The following is a 17154-nucleotide window of genomic DNA, read 5'->3' as shown; positions in this document are numbered from 1 at the left end:
CATTAACCATAGTACACCAATTAACAGGAGAAATTTGTGCCCTTTGACATGCTAAAAGAATGGTTGAACAAGGAAAAAGAACGAGGGATTGAGGATCCTTTCTGTGCTGTTTTAAGCACTTGTAGCAGCTTAGGTGATCCTCATAGTCGAGTGGTGGCCATTCGCGAAATTGAAACCGAGAGTCTATTATTTTTTACTCAACAAAAAACACGCAAGGTTGCTGAATTATTAAATAACCCTAAATCCTGTTTAAATTTTTTATTTGCAATGCAGAGCCGACAAGTTATTTTAGAAGGAACAGCAATACCCATTTCCCAAGAAGAAAATGAAGCTTTTTGGAGAACTCTTCCTCGTGAACGCCAATTAAGATTTTCTGCTTATGCCCCTACTTCAGGTCTTGTCATTAAAGATTTAGGCCAATTGGAAACAAGGAAAAAAGAATTGAGTGATCAATTTGCAAGCCTTTCTATCCCTATGAGTGAGGATTATTTTGGCTTCCGCTTCATCCCAAAAACATGGATTTTTTACACAGTCGGCTCCATTTCTTTTTCTGAGGTAATTCGTTATACGAAGATAAGCAACTCTTGGAAAACAGAATTAATTTCCCCATAGGTGATATCATGTACATGCTTTGTTTTTGTGTTCCAGAAACACATTTAGAAATTGTTAAAAATGCTATTTTTGATACAGGGGCAGGAAGTGTGGATCATTATCAGCATTGTGCGTGGCAAACATTAGGCGAGGGGCAGTTTATGCCATTACCTGGCAGCCATGCTTTTATTGGAACAATCAATCAACTTGAGAGAGTGCCTGAATATAAAGTAGAAATTATCTGTACTGAAGAGCAAATCAAAGCTGCTGTTGCAGCCTTAAAGAAAGCTCATCCCTATGAATCACCCTCTTATCAAGCGTTTCGGGTTGAGATGATATAAACAATGATGAACGATTACTTACTAAAAAACTTCTATTTCTCTTTAGGTCTTTTTACAATTCGCTAGACTAGCCCCAAACCTGAGGTTTAACTATTGTTAAGAAATTTCCAACAGTAAACTTGAAAATGCTTTGCAATTGAAAAACCAAGGTTTTGATAGATACGAAGCGCGCTATTATTTTGTGTCGCAACAGTCCGATAACAGTTTTGGTAGTTTTTATCTGAAAAATAATTTAAGCTATAGGGAAGTAAGATCTTTCCAATACCCTGTCCTCTATAATGAGGTGAAACACCAAGTGTTCTGACTTCGCCACACCTACTACGTACATGATCGGTTAAAGTTGGGGTACGGCCCCGATCCTGGTAAAAAGTTATCAAATCTCAGTTTAATTAACCATGTCAGTATTAATATTAATAAAAATATTTTTTTCTCTCATCGGCGGTGGTAAGAATCTGCATTTTTCCATCACTTGCTTATAGTTTTTTCCTCATTAAATAATTAATAAACTTTACGCCGTTTATAGAGACAGTTTGTTCTTTTTCAGTGACATATCCTTTGAATTCCAAGAATTTCTTTGCCGTGATGCTCACATCCGCATATAGCTCTTTCATCCCTAACTCAATAGCTTTTTGTTCTAATGCTTTGAGAAGAGCAAGACCAACACCTCTTGCTTGATAATCTTTATTAACATATCCACGGTCAATATGTCCATTTTTCTCTAAATCAGCAAAGCCAACAATCACGTTTGTTTGTTCTTCTACAGCCACAAGAGTATAATTTCTTTCTAAAGACTCTCTCCATTTTTCCAAATCAGCTTCCTTCGGAGCCCATGTATTTAGCTGCACTTCATCATAATCTTTAGAGTTAATAGAATGAACTGCATCATGAAATAGTTTATAAATTTCTACTTCATCTCCAACAATAAAATTCCTAATTCTAAACGCCATTTTTGAATAACTCCCCATAACTACTAGTAATTACATCAATTTTTGTCATTTTTTAAAAATACATATTTATTATTGTAATGACATTTTGTTACTTCTTTTATGAAACATTAATTCAGTAACAAAAACGAGGGTTTATCTCCTTCGCATTTGATTCTCTCAGTAATTTTTTGAATTATATGTTCCATTTTTTCTGGAGAAATTACATGCGATAGAAGCCGTTTTTGCTGTGTTAATTCCATTAAATTATACCTTAATTACATTGCGATTTTTATTCTTCATTTCCCCACCTTTTAGCAGGAAGGAATCCAATATTTTTACATTCCATAAGGTTCTATAAACTATCAACTCTTATTGGTAAATCTCAATTTCTTGTACTGCATAATGCTATTTATTTTTCATACGATAGAATTTGCACATAACACCATGGCCATACCCATCTTTGTAATATTCCATACCACACTTTTCCATAACACGTTGTGACGCAATATGACCTTCTGGTGCAAAAGCAATAATATATTCTGAGTCGATATTTGTACTAGCCCATTTCAATAGTGCTTCCAAGGCCTCTGAAGCATATCCTTTCCCCCAAAATTTTTTATGCAACAGATAACCTACTTCTATTTCTCCGGTTTCAATTGGACCAAATCCACAACGTCCTATGAACTCTTTTAAAGAATTATCAAAAATAACAAAACAAGGAAGTCCTTTTTCTTTATAAAAACTAACGAATTCTTTTATTCTTTTCGCAGTTTGATCTGTGTCTTGGACTCCATCAGGAAAAAATTTCCTTACTTCTGGATCAGAATTAAGTTCAGCAACCTCTTTTAAATCATCTTCGTTAATTAAACGCAAAATCATTCGAGCTGTTTCAATCTTAGTTGACATGCTATTGACCATATAAATTTTAAGTTACATTCTGTTATCAGATAACTTTCATGTTCTATTAATGAATAGTATTTTCTTTTCTCAATACAATTATTAAGATGAATATATTTTTATTGTAACCTAAATAATTTATGTTTTTTCTCACTCATAATCCTGATATCAATAATTTTTCTTAGTTTATCAATGTCCCTTTTGATGGATACTCAATATTTAGCTGATCGCGCATCACCTCTGAGAGGTTTCCATATATCGCTACATTTGCTACATCTTATTGATGAAAGATCTATATTGCCTTGTAAGTTGCCTGTGTAAAAGGATTATATCACTATCCCTGCATCAAGATACCCCACAAATATGTAGCAATAACCATGCTACATAGACACTACTATTTGCTACATATTGCAACCAAAAATAAAATGCACGTGCTATTTCATTTTTTATCATTTTCCTTTTTTATATAAGAATATTTTAAATTAGGAACTCTTTACAAAAAATGGCGGCGTACAAAAATAAGCAACACCAGATAACTCAGACCACTCCTCATGACATCCTCTTTTGTATATTTCGGGATGTGTTTTTTCAGCATTTGAAATGTAGCATGGCGTAGCAATATAGTAGCAATTTTTTGCTACAAATAATTGATCGAATTTGTAACAGAAAAAATGCATTACTCTATGATTTCATAGATAATTTCATCTGGATGGTTTGAATGATTTGATGATCGTGTAGCAATGTAGCAGAATACCTGGAAATGACTGAATGAACCTTACTGAAATAATACTAATGGCAAATATAATCTCCTGCCCCGCTATCTAGGTTAGCCTTATTAAGGCGCAAGGATCTTTTAGATTTATTGATAACTTTTGATCGATAATTCTACTTAATATAAAATCAGCACAGGGTTTTACAAGCACATTAATATCATCCCAATATTCATCTTCCAAACCAATGCATATGTGTTTCGCTCTGTTCATCACGGGCTGATACATTTTAGGTAGACGATCAATCACCCAATCTGCTGCTATAGGTTTCGATCGAATCTCATTAGTTTCTAATGTACTCCAAATCCGTGCATAGGTTAGTAATACATTTCGAGTGTCCTGTTCAAGTTCCGCTGAAAGTCTATCAAGATCATGAAGCATCGCGTTTATAAAGTCGCTATATGGGACCGGGTCTAATAGTTGCTTAGGGCTTTCCCCCATCAATGTATGACTCTTCAATAAGACCTGCGTGATAATCAGCGCAAGATCCGGCATTGCACGATCAGACCATGGTTCAAAATTTCCCATTTCAAATGATGAGCGAAGCCATTCGCCATATTGGAAATCAAAAAGGGGTGGATAAATCCAAGGATTAATTGCGACCCTTTCCACAAGGGTCATTTCTATAGGTGGCTTCGTACTTTTCATGTAAATGCCTGATATTTGGAGTAGATGGTTAGTCAACTCCATCTTTTCTTTTGACGTTGTGGTACGATTTGTTACAACAAATAAATCAATGTCACTGTATTTTTGCAAACCACCTATAAGATAAGAACCATAAAGATAACTCCCAAAAGCTCTGCGCCTAAAATCTTTGTTAGTACCTCAAGACATTCATTGAGTTGTTGCTTTACATCACTGTTGTTTTCCATCATTAACACTCAGCCATTTTTTAAAATCCTTTAACAATGCTTCTGCTTGAGCAATACAAGTTATTACTGCACTCTCAGGAATAATATCGCCAGAATAATCTGCAATATTGCGTTGTTTACGCATAGCATCCAATATAATCACTGTTTTTTTATCAATACCTAAAGTCTGAGGCAATAACTGAATCATCGTTTGATGATGTCCTGGTTTAGAAGTCAAGGTTCGATATCCATGAGATTGAAGTGCTGCATTTGCTATTTGCATAATTGCTTTATAGGCAGCATCAAAGCGATTCTCCGCGCTAACCAAGTCAATTTTTGAATCCACAATATTACGTTCAGCAGCATGCAAAAGCCGATTTATGGTATCTGGGTGAGGTGGTATTTTTTCCAGGCTGATGCCAATTAAATTATCCAAGGTCATGTTCAGCTCCCATAATAAATAGCTTGGGATTATTTAAAACCTCCTGAATGAAAAGATCTTGTTTTTGTAAAGATGACTTCCATTGTTCCCTGGAATATATTTTGGGGTTAATTTCTCTCCCTAAACTCGCTTGGGCAGCATAAAGAGCTGCAACTGCTTCTGTAAAATCAACCTCACCAATAATAAGCACATCAATATCACTTCCAAGGTTTTCGGTTCCTTTGGCCACCGAGCCAAAAACAAAAGCTACTTCAATTTTTTCAGCTAATGGAGTTAAAAAATCAAACAACACATCCACCAAACCAGACGTTTTCTTTAAAATGCTTGAAAGCTCCGTATAAATAGGAAAATTTCGATTTGCTTGGTAATAAACTTGATTACCGCTCTGCTCGCGCAGAAGTACTTTGGATTTAGCAAGTTTGGATAGTTCTCGATGAAGTGTACCCGCTGTGGTATTCGTTAACCGCGCAATCTCTCGGACATGATAACGCTCATCAGGATGCAGCAATAAAAGTGCCAGCACACGCCGCCGATATTCAGAAAACAATATTGAAGTATCAAACATGATTTTTATGTTGAAGCCAACTAAGCTTCAATCATAGCCTAAAAAGCTACACCATTCAATCAGATAAATAAGAAAACCATAAAAAGAAATATCCGTTATAAATCAACTATCCACTGTATCAGTTTAACACGCAACCAATGACCTCAATGATCTTGTAGATATCGAAACTTAAGGGCTCAGTCTTGAGAAAGCATGAAATGGTATTTCCCAATTACGTAATTGTCTTATTGGAAATAAAATGGGGCCTTGAAATTAAAGTTCTTTTCAAAAATCAATAAACACCTACTTCTATTACCATGGCTTCATATTAAAAGGAGATGGGTTAAAAATTTCTTGTTCCCCATCCTCAGATGTATTATGTATCTCCTCATTAGCTTCTTGTTTGGAGAGTTGATTTTTATTAGACGGTCTTGGTTCTCTTGAAAGTGGACTTGCAGTAAGGCCTTGCTCTTTCGTTACCTCATCTCTTTCTTGTGCTTTCGGACTGGGTACGGGCACTAAATTATTTGCTAGCTGTTGAATAAATGCATCGTATAAAGCTAATGTGGGCATGGTAATGCGAAGAGAACATATGCTTCCCTCCTCATCTTGAAGGATTTGTATGCAATCATCAGAAAGATGATTTTCTTCTTTAAATTCATTGAATTCTTTTATAATCGCTTCCATGAATTTTTTTAATTCTTCTCTTTGTTCTTCAGTTAATTTACTAGGTTCACATTGTAATTTAATTGAAAGAGTCATTGATACGCGATCACTATCAACCAGCAATAATCCTTTGGCGATCAATTCCGCAATTATTTCTGGGTCAAAACCAGACTCTAAATCAAGTTCTTCTGAACCAAACACGCCTACCAATTCATCTTCAGACCCAACTGCTTTGCCAGGTTTAGTTAGGAATTTAACTTCACCAGGACTCGCTTTTTCCTCAGATGTCTTCTTATCAGAGGTGGCACTATCACCTCCGCTACCACCTGCGCCATGTCCGGAACAAAGGCGCTTAGGTGCGATTTCTTTAAAACAAGTCCCGCAGCGTACTTTTGCACCTTCCTCAGCAGCCTCTTTTTTTTCTGCTTCCTTTCTAAATTGTTGTAAAGCTAATGCTATAGAGGAGGTTTTGGGTTCATCTGCCGTTATGGATTCAAGGACAGGCTGATGTTGTTCTTTGTCTTTTTTCATGAGAATACTCCAGTGCAAGTTCATAATGGTTTCATCCGAATAAAGATTTACTTATCTGTTATTATACCGAGTTAAAAAAACCCAATTGTATATATAATGTACATTAATTGGGTTGCTCGTTTCTTCGACTTAAAACATCGAGTACATAATCCCAAATTTTACCTGCTACATTAATTCCTTTCCCATCAGATGGATTGAGATGTAATTCAATGTAAGGGAAGCTATTATTTTCAATAATTCCAAATTGTTGCTTATGCCATGGAAGAGAAATGTCCTGACAAATAAAATCAAGACCTGTAAGCGGTATATTGAGTATTTTATGTACTTTTTCCAATAACAGTTTATTCTCAGGATGTATCAGGTCGATAACAGTACTGATTTTTGCACCACTACTCATAGTAACTTTTTTGGCAATAAAGATTTGTTGTCCTTTGTTTATTACCGTATTAAGAGCAACTCCTTGGGCTGCCAAAATTTTCATTAAGTTGCTATTTCGAGTAATTTTGTAGGGATATTCACCATGTCCTTCTTTCCACGTAACTTTATTTTTTTTATCAATTAACTCTTGAAGTGTAGTTACACCATCGCCAACAATGCTCTCAGGTTGTCGTCTCACACAAGCGATTAATGAATCATTAATAATTAATGACCGATAAACATCACCAGGAATGTGTTTTTCAACCAGCACGCGAAAATCAACCTGCTTTACTATTTTTATCGCTTCTTTTAATTCATTTGGAGTTTGAATAGTACATGAAGTATGAATACTTAGAGATTCAGATAGTGGCTTAACCACAAGAGGAAATCCCAATGAGATACCATAGTTGTAGGCGTTTTTGCTGGAAATAAAAACCCTCCCTAAGGGGCAGGGAATTTGGCTATCTAATAATTTTTTCTTGAGGCTCCATTTATTATCATATTTAGTATCCTCATCAAAGCGTGTATTTTTTTGAGAAATAAGAGAGATTGGAGTCTGTATGAAATAATATTTTTTCCTATTGTAGACCAACTTAAAATACAGAGTATGCAAGTTAGATTCCTTAAAATTATACAGCTCTAGCCCTCTTTTTTGTGCTTCATCCCAAAATGCAAGGACACTGTTATTGAATTGTTTCCTATCAATGGTCTGAGTCTTGGTATATAGTTTTATTTTTTGGAAAATATTAATGACCAACTGATTTAATAGGTTATTGAATCGTAAAAAATCCTGCTCTGATAGGAGAAAGAGTTTAGATAAAAGATAGATAAATGGATTGAATATAAAATAATGGAATAAATTAAAAAATTTTCTTCGAAAATGAGAACGTTTTTCGGGATAGCAATGCTCACAATGTTTATTGTCCATATACGCTGTGGGAACAGGTTTTAATGATTTGCAAATGTCACGTGAAGATTTGATTTCTTTATGTTCATCAAAATTTTTAACATAAGCGCTCATAATTTATCTCCACAGATTCGCCCATTAGCTATCATTATATCGAGTTAAAACAGATCAATTGTATATAAAATGTACGGATGCGCCGTGTGTTTGCTTACCTACTGATATCTATGTAACACTGAACTTAAAAATCAATTCAGACTAAATTTGTTTAGAGAGTTTTCTTATTTAAAGAGGCTTAGACAGAACGAATGAAAGATAAATCAATATTGCTTGTAGAAGATAACGTTAAGTTAGCAAATTACCTCAAAGAAAGCTTACAAGAAGCAGGTTATGATGTTTCTATTGAAAAACGTGGTGATAGATCGGTCTATCGCATCATTCGTGAGCAACCTTGCCTAGTAATATTAGATATAATGCTTCCTGGCATGAATGGAGATCAAATATGCCATACCATTAGAGATGAGTATTTGGGGAAAATACTCATGCTAACAGCAATTAATGATATTGAAAGTGAAGTATCCTCTTTAAATTTAGGAGCAGATGACTACTTAACTAAACCTGTTGCAGACGAGGTTTTGAAAGCAAGAATAGAGGCATTGTTACGTCGACCCAATTTAGTTAATAATCAAAATCAATTTCACTTTGGCAATTTTTCTATCAATTTTAGTACTAAGAGTGTTCAGCTCTTTGATGAAGAAATTTCAATAAGTACCAGTGATTTTGAAATGCTTGCTTTGTTGGTTAAGAACCATGATAGGTTGCTGAGTCGAGATAGCATTATGTATGCTCTTTCTGGGCATGAATATGATGGGGTTGATAGAGGTATCGATTTAAAAATATCACGTTTAAGAAAGGCATTGAATGATAATAATAAAAAGCCCTATCGTATAAAAACAATTCATAAAAAAGGATATATATTTGTATCAGCGGCTTGGGAATAAATATAGATCTCAGCCACCAATCTTATGTAAGACTTATCAAAAATAGTGAAAAATTCTTTTGCCTCGACCTTGGGATTTTTCGTCCAGTTATGAAAGCTTCACCCAATATATCGCAAATCTATAATCATTTACCCTCGACAAAAGTATCATTTTAGAACGCTTGTACAATATATATACATATGAGCCGAGTGTTTTTGATAAAATCAACCTATTATTTTAAGTAATAGTCGAGATGAGCCATGAAAGACGCTGCAATAGAAATCTTAATATATAAACCAGATCCAGATCATCCACTGCCTGAAAATCAGAGGGGTGTGGTGATAAATCCTCACTTAAAACAACGGTTCAAGCAATTTGTTCCAATTGGCGTCTATTTAGAAGGCCCTGATTTGAAGTATTATTTTTTCGATCAGTGTGATAAATCCCCAAAAATCTATAGTAGTTTGGATGAACTCAAACGAGACTTACCGGAAGAACTAGACAATATATTTGAGAAAAACCCAAAATTATTTATTATGGGCCATGCTGGTGGTGGCGAATATGGTATGGGTAATTGCCATGGCCCAAGTGAGCAGTTATATGATGATAATTTTGATAATTTATTACATGGTTTTAAACGAGCATTGCCCGCACATCATGGTGAAGTTTTTGTGACTTTAGAAGGTTGTAATACAGACAATCAACTTAATGCTGCAGCAAACTCACAGGAAAAAACATTTTTAGAAAGAGTGTCAGTGAAACATCCAGAAATCACGTTTGGTGGAACTGGACCATGGGATGCGCAAGATGTACAGACCGGCTTCCGATCCCTTTCGCCGGCATCCCCTATCACATCGATGGCAGGAAATATTTGGAAGGCTGGAAACAGTGTTATTTTTCATCATGGTGAATATCAAGTTGCCGTTCGAAAATCTTTATTTGCCTCAACACAAACAGCTAAAGAATTAAAAGTTAACACCCTAGAATATGCCCGTGCAATTCTAGGTAAAGACGAAGCCGATGAACTGATAGCAAAAATCGCTTTAAATCGAGATATTCTAAGCATTCAAGATTTAAAGAAAATTGATAGTTTTCCAGAATTGCGATTTGAAGGAGAAGATGTTGCAAAGTTTGTTGAACAGGAAAACCAAATATTAGGTAAAGAACAAGAAAATTATTTAAACCGTGTCCGTGATATCTTAGGTCGGGCGGATCCTATAGAACAACTGACACATAGAGATGTACTAGAACTTCTCTTAGGTTTAAAAGAACCTTCTGTATTTAAAGGTCATGAAGACTTGCTCGAGTCAATTCTAGCTAATAAAGCTTTGTTAAACCTGGCAATGGTAAGTTGTGGAAAAGTCCTTATTGGTGGCCCAAGTAATGATGGCGTCATTGCTTTATTATTAAAACATGGCGCTGATATTAATAGTACTGATAAAAAAAGCATGACGGCTTTGCACTATGCGGTACAGAATTTTTATAATTATAGAAAAGAGCCCTTACATCTCATTAAAAAGTTAATAGAGTGTGGTGCTAGTCTTGAAGTGCGAAATGAAAAAGGACAGACTCCTATCGAGACAGCGCAAGAACATAGCAAAGATGGACGAGTGACTGCTAGTGATAAGCTTCTCGCATCTTTGAAATCTAGCAATTCGCCACCAACTCCCTTAGAACTAAAACAATCTGTTAGACAAATATTTCAGATGAGTCAACACAAGGCTGATGAACTACTTTCATTACCTATTGCGAAACGTGAATATAGCAAATGTAGTGAAGGCACTCTTTATATTCCTGGAGATGTAGTGGAAAAATTGCATGGAATCTTGCAATCTGCAAAGGGGAATAATGAACTATTATCGGCGTTTGAATCAGAGCTTAGTATGGTTATCAGTGCTCTTGAAAAAGGTATTGGAACTGGAGAAGTGGTTGATGGCGAGGAAGATGAATTCATCCCTAAACGTTTTGAAAATGCAAAACTCCAGTTAACAGCGGTTATGGACGCACTGGTTGAGATGAAACAAGAGATCGATACTTCAAAAGATGCTAAAGTTGGGGCCAACTTCCAAAACTAAAATCTTAATCGCTAAGAATATCTTGGAAGTACTATGGTGAATCGAGCACCTTTTAATATCGGTGATTGTGTAGCCATGACCTTTCCTCCGTGGAGATTAACAACTTTTTTAACAATAGCTAATCCTAACCCAATATGTTTATCTCCAATTCCGGAGTTTTCGGCAATTGTATATTCAGAAAAAATGTCATCCGCACCATCATCCGGCAAGCCTGAGCCATCATCGTCTACGTGAATTAAAATATGACTATTATCCAGCGAAATGGTTAAAGAAATAGTGTGCTCTGCAAATTTCATAGCATTTGTAATCAAATTGGTAACAGCATGTTTTAAATTATTTTCATCTATGTATGCTTTCAAAGAATTTAACTCATTAGTATGAAATGTAATTTCAAATGTCGATGAAGAATAAGACTCTAATAGCTTTCTTAACCATACTATTATATCGGTCTCAGACTGTTTTAATTTCAATTCGTTTGAATGCATTTTTGAGTAAATCAAAAAAGTGCTGACGAGGCGATTCATATCTGCAATATCTTCTTGTATGCTGTTTAGCTGTTTATTGAGTAATACATCTTCAGCATTTTTCCTTTTGATACTATCCGTCGCCATTTGTATGGTTGACAAAGGGGTCCTAATTTCATGCGCGACAAACCGGCACAATTGTTTATGTGATTCAATCAGTTCTTTTAATTGCTCACCCATGTGGATGATATTTACATACAGCCCATACAAAATAGAGGTGGTACCTATTTTCCGATGAAAATCAAAGTTCCCTTGACTGAAATTTTTAGTTATCTGATACACCTTTTTCATATTTCTAACAAAAAGCAATGAAAAAAAGGCAATAAGACAAAGGGATAAAAAAAAGAAAGTCCCTATAAAATAATACATAACATCACTGATTCTTGCCATAACGGGCAGATAGCTTAGTGGGCCAATTTTGAGTATTCCACCACTAAAACTATAATAGAGAATAACAATTTGTGACGAGTTTTTATTGGTTTCAAATACTAAACGCTTTGTTGATAAAGAATTAATTATATTACCTGGTAAGTGTTTACTTTTAGTTTTATAAACATGAAGAGGAAAACCATATATTTTTTCTAACTGTAATAGTTCATTACTCCATGTATTTTTTGATTTTGATAATAAATGTTGAACGATTTGTATTAAAACAGGATTCATATAATTAAAAATAATTTCGCCAGGATCTGAAAAATTGTAAGCTAATGCATACGGGGTATTACCAATTTTTTTATACGCAGTATGTTCTACAATTACCTCGTTTAGAAATTGATAGGTTGTACCTGATAAAAAAATGATTTCACCATTATTTAATTGATTATTCTGCTTCAGGGTGAGTTTTAGACTGTCGATTACTATAAGATGAATAAGATTATCTGTTTTTTTCTTTATTATTGCATCCCAGTTTGATTTCGGATTATTAATTAACTCTTTTTCTAAACTAATTAAAAGTCCTTGTGACATCGTTTGTCCTGCATTAACAATTATCTTTGTCTCAACTGACTTTAAATATTTAAAAAATGCCAAAACAAGAATTAAAAAAATCACGAAGAACGCAGTCAAAATTTTAATATAAATATTAAATTTCATTACTATGCACTCTAAATAAGAATAATAGATGCCTTTTCACAAGAAATACTCTGGATTATCTTTGATAATTTCAATATCTAATTCTGGCATAATTATCCTACGTTTTGTCACTCTTTATAACTCTTGTAATTAGCCTATTTAAGGCATTCAAATTATCGATATTCGTTATGGCCTCATCAAATAATGATAAAGTCTCTGGATCGTGTGTTTCTAAATACTTGAATGCTTTTTTTGGACCTTGATAACGCAATTCTTTGAATACAAAATAATCCTCTAGAATTGTGAAGATTGACCAAATATGGCGATATTTCCCTTCTAAATCTCTAGTATACGCCCTTGCCAGCATTTTTTGATACCACACTCTACGTGCTGTAATTTCATCAGGAGGGAGGGACTCAGGCAATATTAAAAAAGCAGAGAGTTTTTTTAATAACTCTGTGCCAAAATAAGCTTTTTCAACAACAACGATGCCATCTGACATACATAAATGTTCATCAGAAATTGAATCAAAAGCATTCTCTGGATAAACAAAAATATCATGATAAACTTGATGTGCTTCATCAAAGCGTGCAATTCGTTGCTTATCTCCTTTTTCCCTAATCCCTGCAACATCATAATCACTGGTTACTGTGAAGTCTCCTCGTGCGCGCGAGCCATATAAAATAATTGTATGGCAATGATGTAAAGATATTAATTCATCAACAATGAATTGCAGAACAGCATCATTTTCTAATGATATTTTCTTTTGTGTCATTTCCTTACCTTCTTACTTTGTAACCATAATACCAACGGCTCCCTGTGGTGGAACTGGTTTGAACCGTATGATCTACTCCTGCTGGAATCAATACTTCTTCTCCAATAGCAGGTTTTAACGTTTTATTGCCCATGGTTAAAATCCTTCCAAATTTGACCTGGGGGATCTTCCCAAAGCTCAAAACTAAAGCCACGAGAGCGCCAATTGCTCTCAATTATTGTTGTATCCAGCATTTAGGCTCATTATTTAAAATCATTCTTTAAATTTTACACCACTGGAGAGCATCAACACCACAACCAATGACTTCAATGATCTTGTGTCGAGACTGAAGGCCTCTCTTTATTTAAATTTGACTTTTAGGGACTTTGAATAAGACAGACAGGTATCGCACTAATTCCATGTTGGCTTTATCTTCAATAGAAGGTGCCGCGATTTTTATCTTGAGTTCCCCTCCAACAGCACCTACTACTTGATTGCATTTGGCGCCGGGTTGAATAAGCAAACTAAGAATTAATCCATTATCCTTTTGTTTATACCCCGGATATAGGTAAATCATCTTGCTGTTCCATTATTTTATCCTGCTTTTACTATTCTATTGAGACTCGCTTTTTTATGTATAATATTCTCTGGGTAACTATTTAAAGGGAAGTTTTTTATGTTAAGTAAGACTTATATTTTTCTCGTCATTTTTTATGCATTTTAACTTCCAAAAATGAATAATCTACTACCACTTTTCAAATGGGGAACCGATTACCTGGTTTCTAATGGCTACTCAATAGAGCGCTCGCCAGAAATTGTATTGTCAACACCGTGGTCTCATGTGATCCGATTTGCAACATCAACAGAGAATTTTTATTTAAAACAAACACCACCATCTTTTTTTCTATCTAATGAGCCCAAAATCATTCGAGTATTGTCATCCCAATTCCATGCCAATGTGCCCGATATAATTGAAATTAATGAGGATTTACATTGTTTTCTAATGAGGGATGCGGGTATTTCTTTGCGTCAAACGCTTAAAACCAACTTCAAGCCAGAGCTATTATGCCAAGCAATAAAACAATATGCCACAATTCAACGCAGATCTGAAGAGTGTATCGCTACGTTTCTCAAACTTGGTGTACCCGATTGGCGATTAAATCAATTACCCTTTCTTTATGATCACATCTTAAAGCAAACTACTTTTTTAAAAGCAGAGGGACTCACCGATAAAGAATTACAAACACTACACGCCCTAAGCCCGAAATTTTCAGCACAGTGCAAATTATTAGCAAGCTTTAAGATTCCTGAAACCATTGGTTATCACGATTTTCATGATAAAAATGTTCTTCTTGATCCAATTACTAAAAGAATGACTTTTGTTGATTGGGGCGAGACCGCTATCCTTCATCCATTTTTTTCGTTACAGACCTGTTTAGAACAATCGATTACTCACCATGGAGTAACAGAAGGTGATTCAACCTACCTGAAATTTCAAGATGCTTGCTTCGAAAATTGGCTAGGATTAGCGACAGAAAAACAACTGTTAAATGCATTCATTGTTGCCAAACAGATCCGGCTATTTTGGAATATACTCGCATCTAACCAGTTTATGCTCAGTGTGGATCGCCAGGCCTACAAGGCCTATTATCCCAATCAACCTAGTCCGATAGCAGGTGGTTTTAAAGCACTTCTTGAAGGCATCCATTAGTCCCAAAAATTAAGTTACTATTAGAAATAATCATAATAAGCAGCTTATTAGTTCTATAAGTATTCATGATATACTACTGGCATAATTTGGCAGCAGTATCTTGTCCCGAACTGAACGTTTGTTTGATTTAATTCAATTATTACGACGTCACCGATTACCCGTGAGTGGCAAAAAACTTTCAGAAGAATTAGGCGTAAGCCTACGCACTCTGTACCGAGATATAATAACCTTACAATCCTTAGGCGCGCCCATTGAAGGTGAGCCCGGTGTTGGTTATGTGCTTAAATCTGGTTTTATGTTGCCTCCTTTGATGTTTTCAGATGATGAAATTGAGGCAATGGTGCTAGGGTCAAGTTGGGTTGCACAACGAGCGGATACTCAACTTAAAATCGCAGCTCAAAATGTGCTTGCAAAAATTTCAGCAGTCCTTCCTACTGAATTAAAACACCAACTAGAAACTTCAGGACTCTTAGTTCCCCCAGGAAAATGTGCCGAAAGTAAAGATAGTGATCTTATTCTCATTCGCAAAGCGATACGTTTAGAACGAAAAATCGAATTAGAATATCAAGATCTCCAAAACAATCATTCGACACGAATACTCTGGCCTATCGCGCTCGGCTTTTTTGATGAAGTGCATCTCATGGTGGGTTGGTGTGAACTAAGGCAGGACTTCCGTCACTTCAGAACCGATAGAATTATTCAATTATCCATTAAAGAACAAAAATATTCCGAACGCCGACAATCCCTTTTAAAGAAGTGGCGCACCCTACATAACATTCCCCAATCCTATTGAATGATGCTGACAAAAACTGTCATCCGTATGTTTTATATTCTCCAATGAATTTAGCGAAATAAAAAACAGGAAAAATCATGACATTCGACCCCAATTTAGTTCTATTTTATGTGAGCAATATAGAAAACAGTACTCATTTTTACTCAGAATTGCTCAATGCTCAGCCTATCCACACTGAGCCTGATTACGCCATGTTTTTATTAAAATCCGGTTTGCGATTGGGATTATGGTCTCAAAATTCTGCGTTACCTGCACCAACTGCATTAGGTGGCGGTAGCGAACTCGCTATTTTGGTTCCCGATGAGCAAGCCGTTGATGAACTTTTTAGAAATTATCAAACTAAGAATTTTAAAATGATACAAGAACCAACACCGATGGATTTTGGTTATACGTTTGTAACCTGCGACCCAGATGGTCATCGAATTCGCTTTTTTTCAAAGAACGGATCATGAACCAAAACTGGCTGGCTGTCGCCTGCGCGTCCCACGTGCAAATTGGAGTGGAAGGAGGGTTTATGCAAGTTTGCTACGGTAAACTTGCACCTCTAAAGAGAATAAAAGCGGACGATTGCATCATTTATTACTCGCCGACGCTGCACTTTAAAGGCATTGAAAAACTGCAAGCATTTACGGCAATTAGAATCGTTCTACCAGGTGAGCCCTATCAAGTGGATATGGGTAATGGTTTTCATCCATTTCGACGAAATGTACTTTGGGCCAATAAAAAGATTGATGTTTCGATACACACGCTTATTGAATCGCTCGAATTGACAAAAAATACCAAGAATTGGGGATACCCATTTCGTTTTGGCCTATTAAAAATCAGTGAAGCGGATAAACGCATCATTGCCAATGCCATGCAGGCTTATATTAATTAAAAACTTCTACTTTGGAGCCTTATATGACTGTTATTATACCCCAATTGACCCAGATTCAAGAATTTAAAGTAACTGGAATGAGTGTAAGAACAAAAAATGAAGAGGATTTTAATCCCAAAACTGCACGAATACCTCATCTTTGGGAGCAATTTCTTGATTCAAAAATCAAAACACAACAAGATAGCCCCGTTTATGGCGTGTATCACCATTATGAGTCCGACTCATCAGGGTACTATACAGTTACTGCTGGGATAGGAATTGTGAATGAATCCAAAGCTACGCACTTGGATAGAGTCACTATAAACGCGGGCAACTATCTGGTTTTTAAAGCAATTGGGCCTAATCCCTCAGCAATCATTAATGCCTGGCAAACTATTTGGAGCTATTTTAATGAAAAGCCAAAATACGAAAGAATCTACCTCACTGATTTTGAGCTCTATAAAACGCCTCATGAAAGTGCAGTATACATAGGCATAAAATAACTAACAT

Annotated in this window: 21 protein-coding genes; 9 read left to right on the top strand and 12 right to left on the bottom strand. The window is 35.5% G+C overall.

All coding sequences use genetic code 11. The annotated features are described in order from the left end of the window. Positions 1-36 precede the first annotated feature (36 nt). Both Lsan_RS12100 and Lsan_RS12095 read left to right on the top strand, forming a co-directional pair. Entirely contained in the window at positions 37-612 is a 576-nt protein-coding gene (locus tag Lsan_RS12100) for a pyridoxamine 5'-phosphate oxidase family protein (RefSeq protein ID WP_014845071.1), read from the top strand. An 8-nt stretch (positions 613-620) separates the two neighbouring features. After that, positions 621-932, top strand: coding sequence for a YqfO family protein (locus Lsan_RS12095; RefSeq protein WP_019350456.1), 312 nt, complete (start codon positions 621-623; stop codon positions 930-932). Between the two features lie 86 nt (positions 933-1018). Here the strand turns inward: Lsan_RS12095 and Lsan_RS23555 are convergent, their stop codons facing one another. From Lsan_RS23555 to Lsan_RS12060, 8 genes are all read right to left on the bottom strand, one after another. Further along, the gene (locus tag Lsan_RS23555; protein WP_076547508.1) at positions 1019-1309 is read right to left on the bottom strand and encodes a GNAT family N-acetyltransferase; all 291 of its coding nucleotides are present in this window, start codon (positions 1307-1309) and stop codon (positions 1019-1021) included. A 96-nt stretch (positions 1310-1405) separates the two neighbouring features. Then, a complete protein-coding gene (locus Lsan_RS12090) occupies positions 1406-1879 on the bottom strand; it encodes a GNAT family N-acetyltransferase (protein WP_014845069.1) in 474 nt (157 codons plus the stop codon). A gap of 384 nt (positions 1880-2263) precedes the next feature. After that, complete coding sequence (locus Lsan_RS12085) at positions 2264-2764, bottom strand: GNAT family N-acetyltransferase (RefSeq protein WP_014845068.1); 501 nt, start codon at positions 2762-2764, stop codon at positions 2264-2266. Positions 2765-3576: 812 nt separating this feature from the next. Further along, positions 3577-4173: an aminoglycoside adenylyltransferase domain-containing protein gene (locus Lsan_RS12080; RefSeq protein WP_019350459.1), complete on the bottom strand. Its 597-nt coding sequence runs from the start codon at positions 4171-4173 to the stop codon at positions 3577-3579. A gap of 207 nt (positions 4174-4380) precedes the next feature. Then, positions 4381-4818, bottom strand: a complete 438-nt coding sequence (locus tag Lsan_RS12075; RefSeq protein ID WP_019350461.1) for a DNA-binding protein — start codon at positions 4816-4818, stop codon at positions 4381-4383. Then, complete coding sequence (locus Lsan_RS12070; protein WP_014845064.1) at positions 4805-5383, bottom strand: nucleotidyltransferase domain-containing protein; 579 nt, start codon at positions 5381-5383, stop codon at positions 4805-4807. Before Lsan_RS12070 ends, Lsan_RS12075 begins: the two co-directional genes overlap by 14 nt. 291 nt (positions 5384-5674) lie before the next feature. Next, the gene (locus tag Lsan_RS12065) at positions 5675-6559 is read right to left on the bottom strand and encodes a hypothetical protein (RefSeq protein WP_014845063.1); all 885 of its coding nucleotides are present in this window, start codon (positions 6557-6559) and stop codon (positions 5675-5677) included. A 103-nt stretch (positions 6560-6662) separates the two neighbouring features. Then, a complete protein-coding gene (locus Lsan_RS12060; protein ID WP_014845062.1) occupies positions 6663-7997 on the bottom strand; it encodes a hypothetical protein in 1335 nt (444 codons plus the stop codon). A gap of 191 nt (positions 7998-8188) precedes the next feature. On the opposite strand from Lsan_RS12060, the gene Lsan_RS12055 reads away from it, so the two are divergent. Together Lsan_RS12055 and Lsan_RS12050 are read left to right on the top strand one after the other, a co-directional pair. Then, on the top strand, positions 8189-8881 hold the full coding sequence (locus Lsan_RS12055) for a response regulator (RefSeq protein WP_014845061.1): 693 nt from the start codon (positions 8189-8191) through the stop codon (positions 8879-8881). Positions 8882-9120: 239 nt separating this feature from the next. Further along, complete coding sequence (locus tag Lsan_RS12050) at positions 9121-10935, top strand: ankyrin repeat domain-containing protein (protein ID WP_014845060.1); 1815 nt, start codon at positions 9121-9123, stop codon at positions 10933-10935. A gap of 11 nt (positions 10936-10946) precedes the next feature. On the opposite strand, the gene Lsan_RS12045 is transcribed toward Lsan_RS12050, so the two are convergent. From Lsan_RS12045 to Lsan_RS12035, 4 genes are all read right to left on the bottom strand, one after another. Then, positions 10947-12425: a sensor histidine kinase gene (locus Lsan_RS12045; protein WP_237762114.1), complete on the bottom strand. Its 1479-nt coding sequence runs from the start codon at positions 12423-12425 to the stop codon at positions 10947-10949. Between the two features lie 223 nt (positions 12426-12648). Further along, positions 12649-13305, bottom strand: coding sequence for a nucleotidyltransferase domain-containing protein (locus tag Lsan_RS12040; RefSeq protein ID WP_014845058.1), 657 nt, complete (start codon positions 13303-13305; stop codon positions 12649-12651). Between the two features lie 4 nt (positions 13306-13309). Beyond that, positions 13310-13438, bottom strand: a complete 129-nt coding sequence (locus Lsan_RS23350; protein WP_255464427.1) for a hypothetical protein — start codon at positions 13436-13438, stop codon at positions 13310-13312. Positions 13439-13648: 210 nt separating this feature from the next. Next, the gene (locus Lsan_RS12035; protein WP_014845057.1) at positions 13649-13861 is read right to left on the bottom strand and encodes a DUF167 domain-containing protein; all 213 of its coding nucleotides are present in this window, start codon (positions 13859-13861) and stop codon (positions 13649-13651) included. A 156-nt stretch (positions 13862-14017) separates the two neighbouring features. Here Lsan_RS12035 and Lsan_RS12030 point away from each other — a divergent pair, with 156 nt between their 5' ends. From Lsan_RS12030 to Lsan_RS12010, 5 genes are all read left to right on the top strand, one after another. Continuing rightward, positions 14018-14995: an aminoglycoside phosphotransferase family protein gene (locus Lsan_RS12030; protein ID WP_014845056.1), complete on the top strand. Its 978-nt coding sequence runs from the start codon at positions 14018-14020 to the stop codon at positions 14993-14995. A 100-nt stretch (positions 14996-15095) separates the two neighbouring features. Beyond that, positions 15096-15788, top strand: a complete 693-nt coding sequence (locus Lsan_RS12025) for a helix-turn-helix transcriptional regulator (RefSeq protein WP_014845055.1) — start codon at positions 15096-15098, stop codon at positions 15786-15788. 77 nt (positions 15789-15865) lie between these two features. Further along, a complete protein-coding gene (locus Lsan_RS12020) occupies positions 15866-16240 on the top strand; it encodes a VOC family protein (RefSeq protein ID WP_014845054.1) in 375 nt (124 codons plus the stop codon). Beyond that, positions 16237-16665 (top strand): EVE domain-containing protein, encoded by a 429-nt coding sequence (locus tag Lsan_RS12015; protein WP_014845053.1) that lies wholly within the window; start codon positions 16237-16239, stop codon positions 16663-16665. Before Lsan_RS12020 ends, Lsan_RS12015 begins: the two co-directional genes overlap by 4 nt. 23 nt (positions 16666-16688) lie before the next feature. After that, a complete protein-coding gene (locus Lsan_RS12010) occupies positions 16689-17147 on the top strand; it encodes a GyrI-like domain-containing protein (protein ID WP_014845052.1) in 459 nt (152 codons plus the stop codon). The last annotated feature ends 7 nt before the right edge of the window (positions 17148-17154 follow it).

The sequence above is a fragment of the Legionella santicrucis genome (assembly GCF_001468135.1).
Lineage (GTDB): Bacteria > Pseudomonadota > Gammaproteobacteria > Legionellales > Legionellaceae > Legionella > Legionella santicrucis.
Note: the sequence above shows the minus strand (reverse complement) of the source record. Positions and strands in the feature narration are given on the sequence as shown.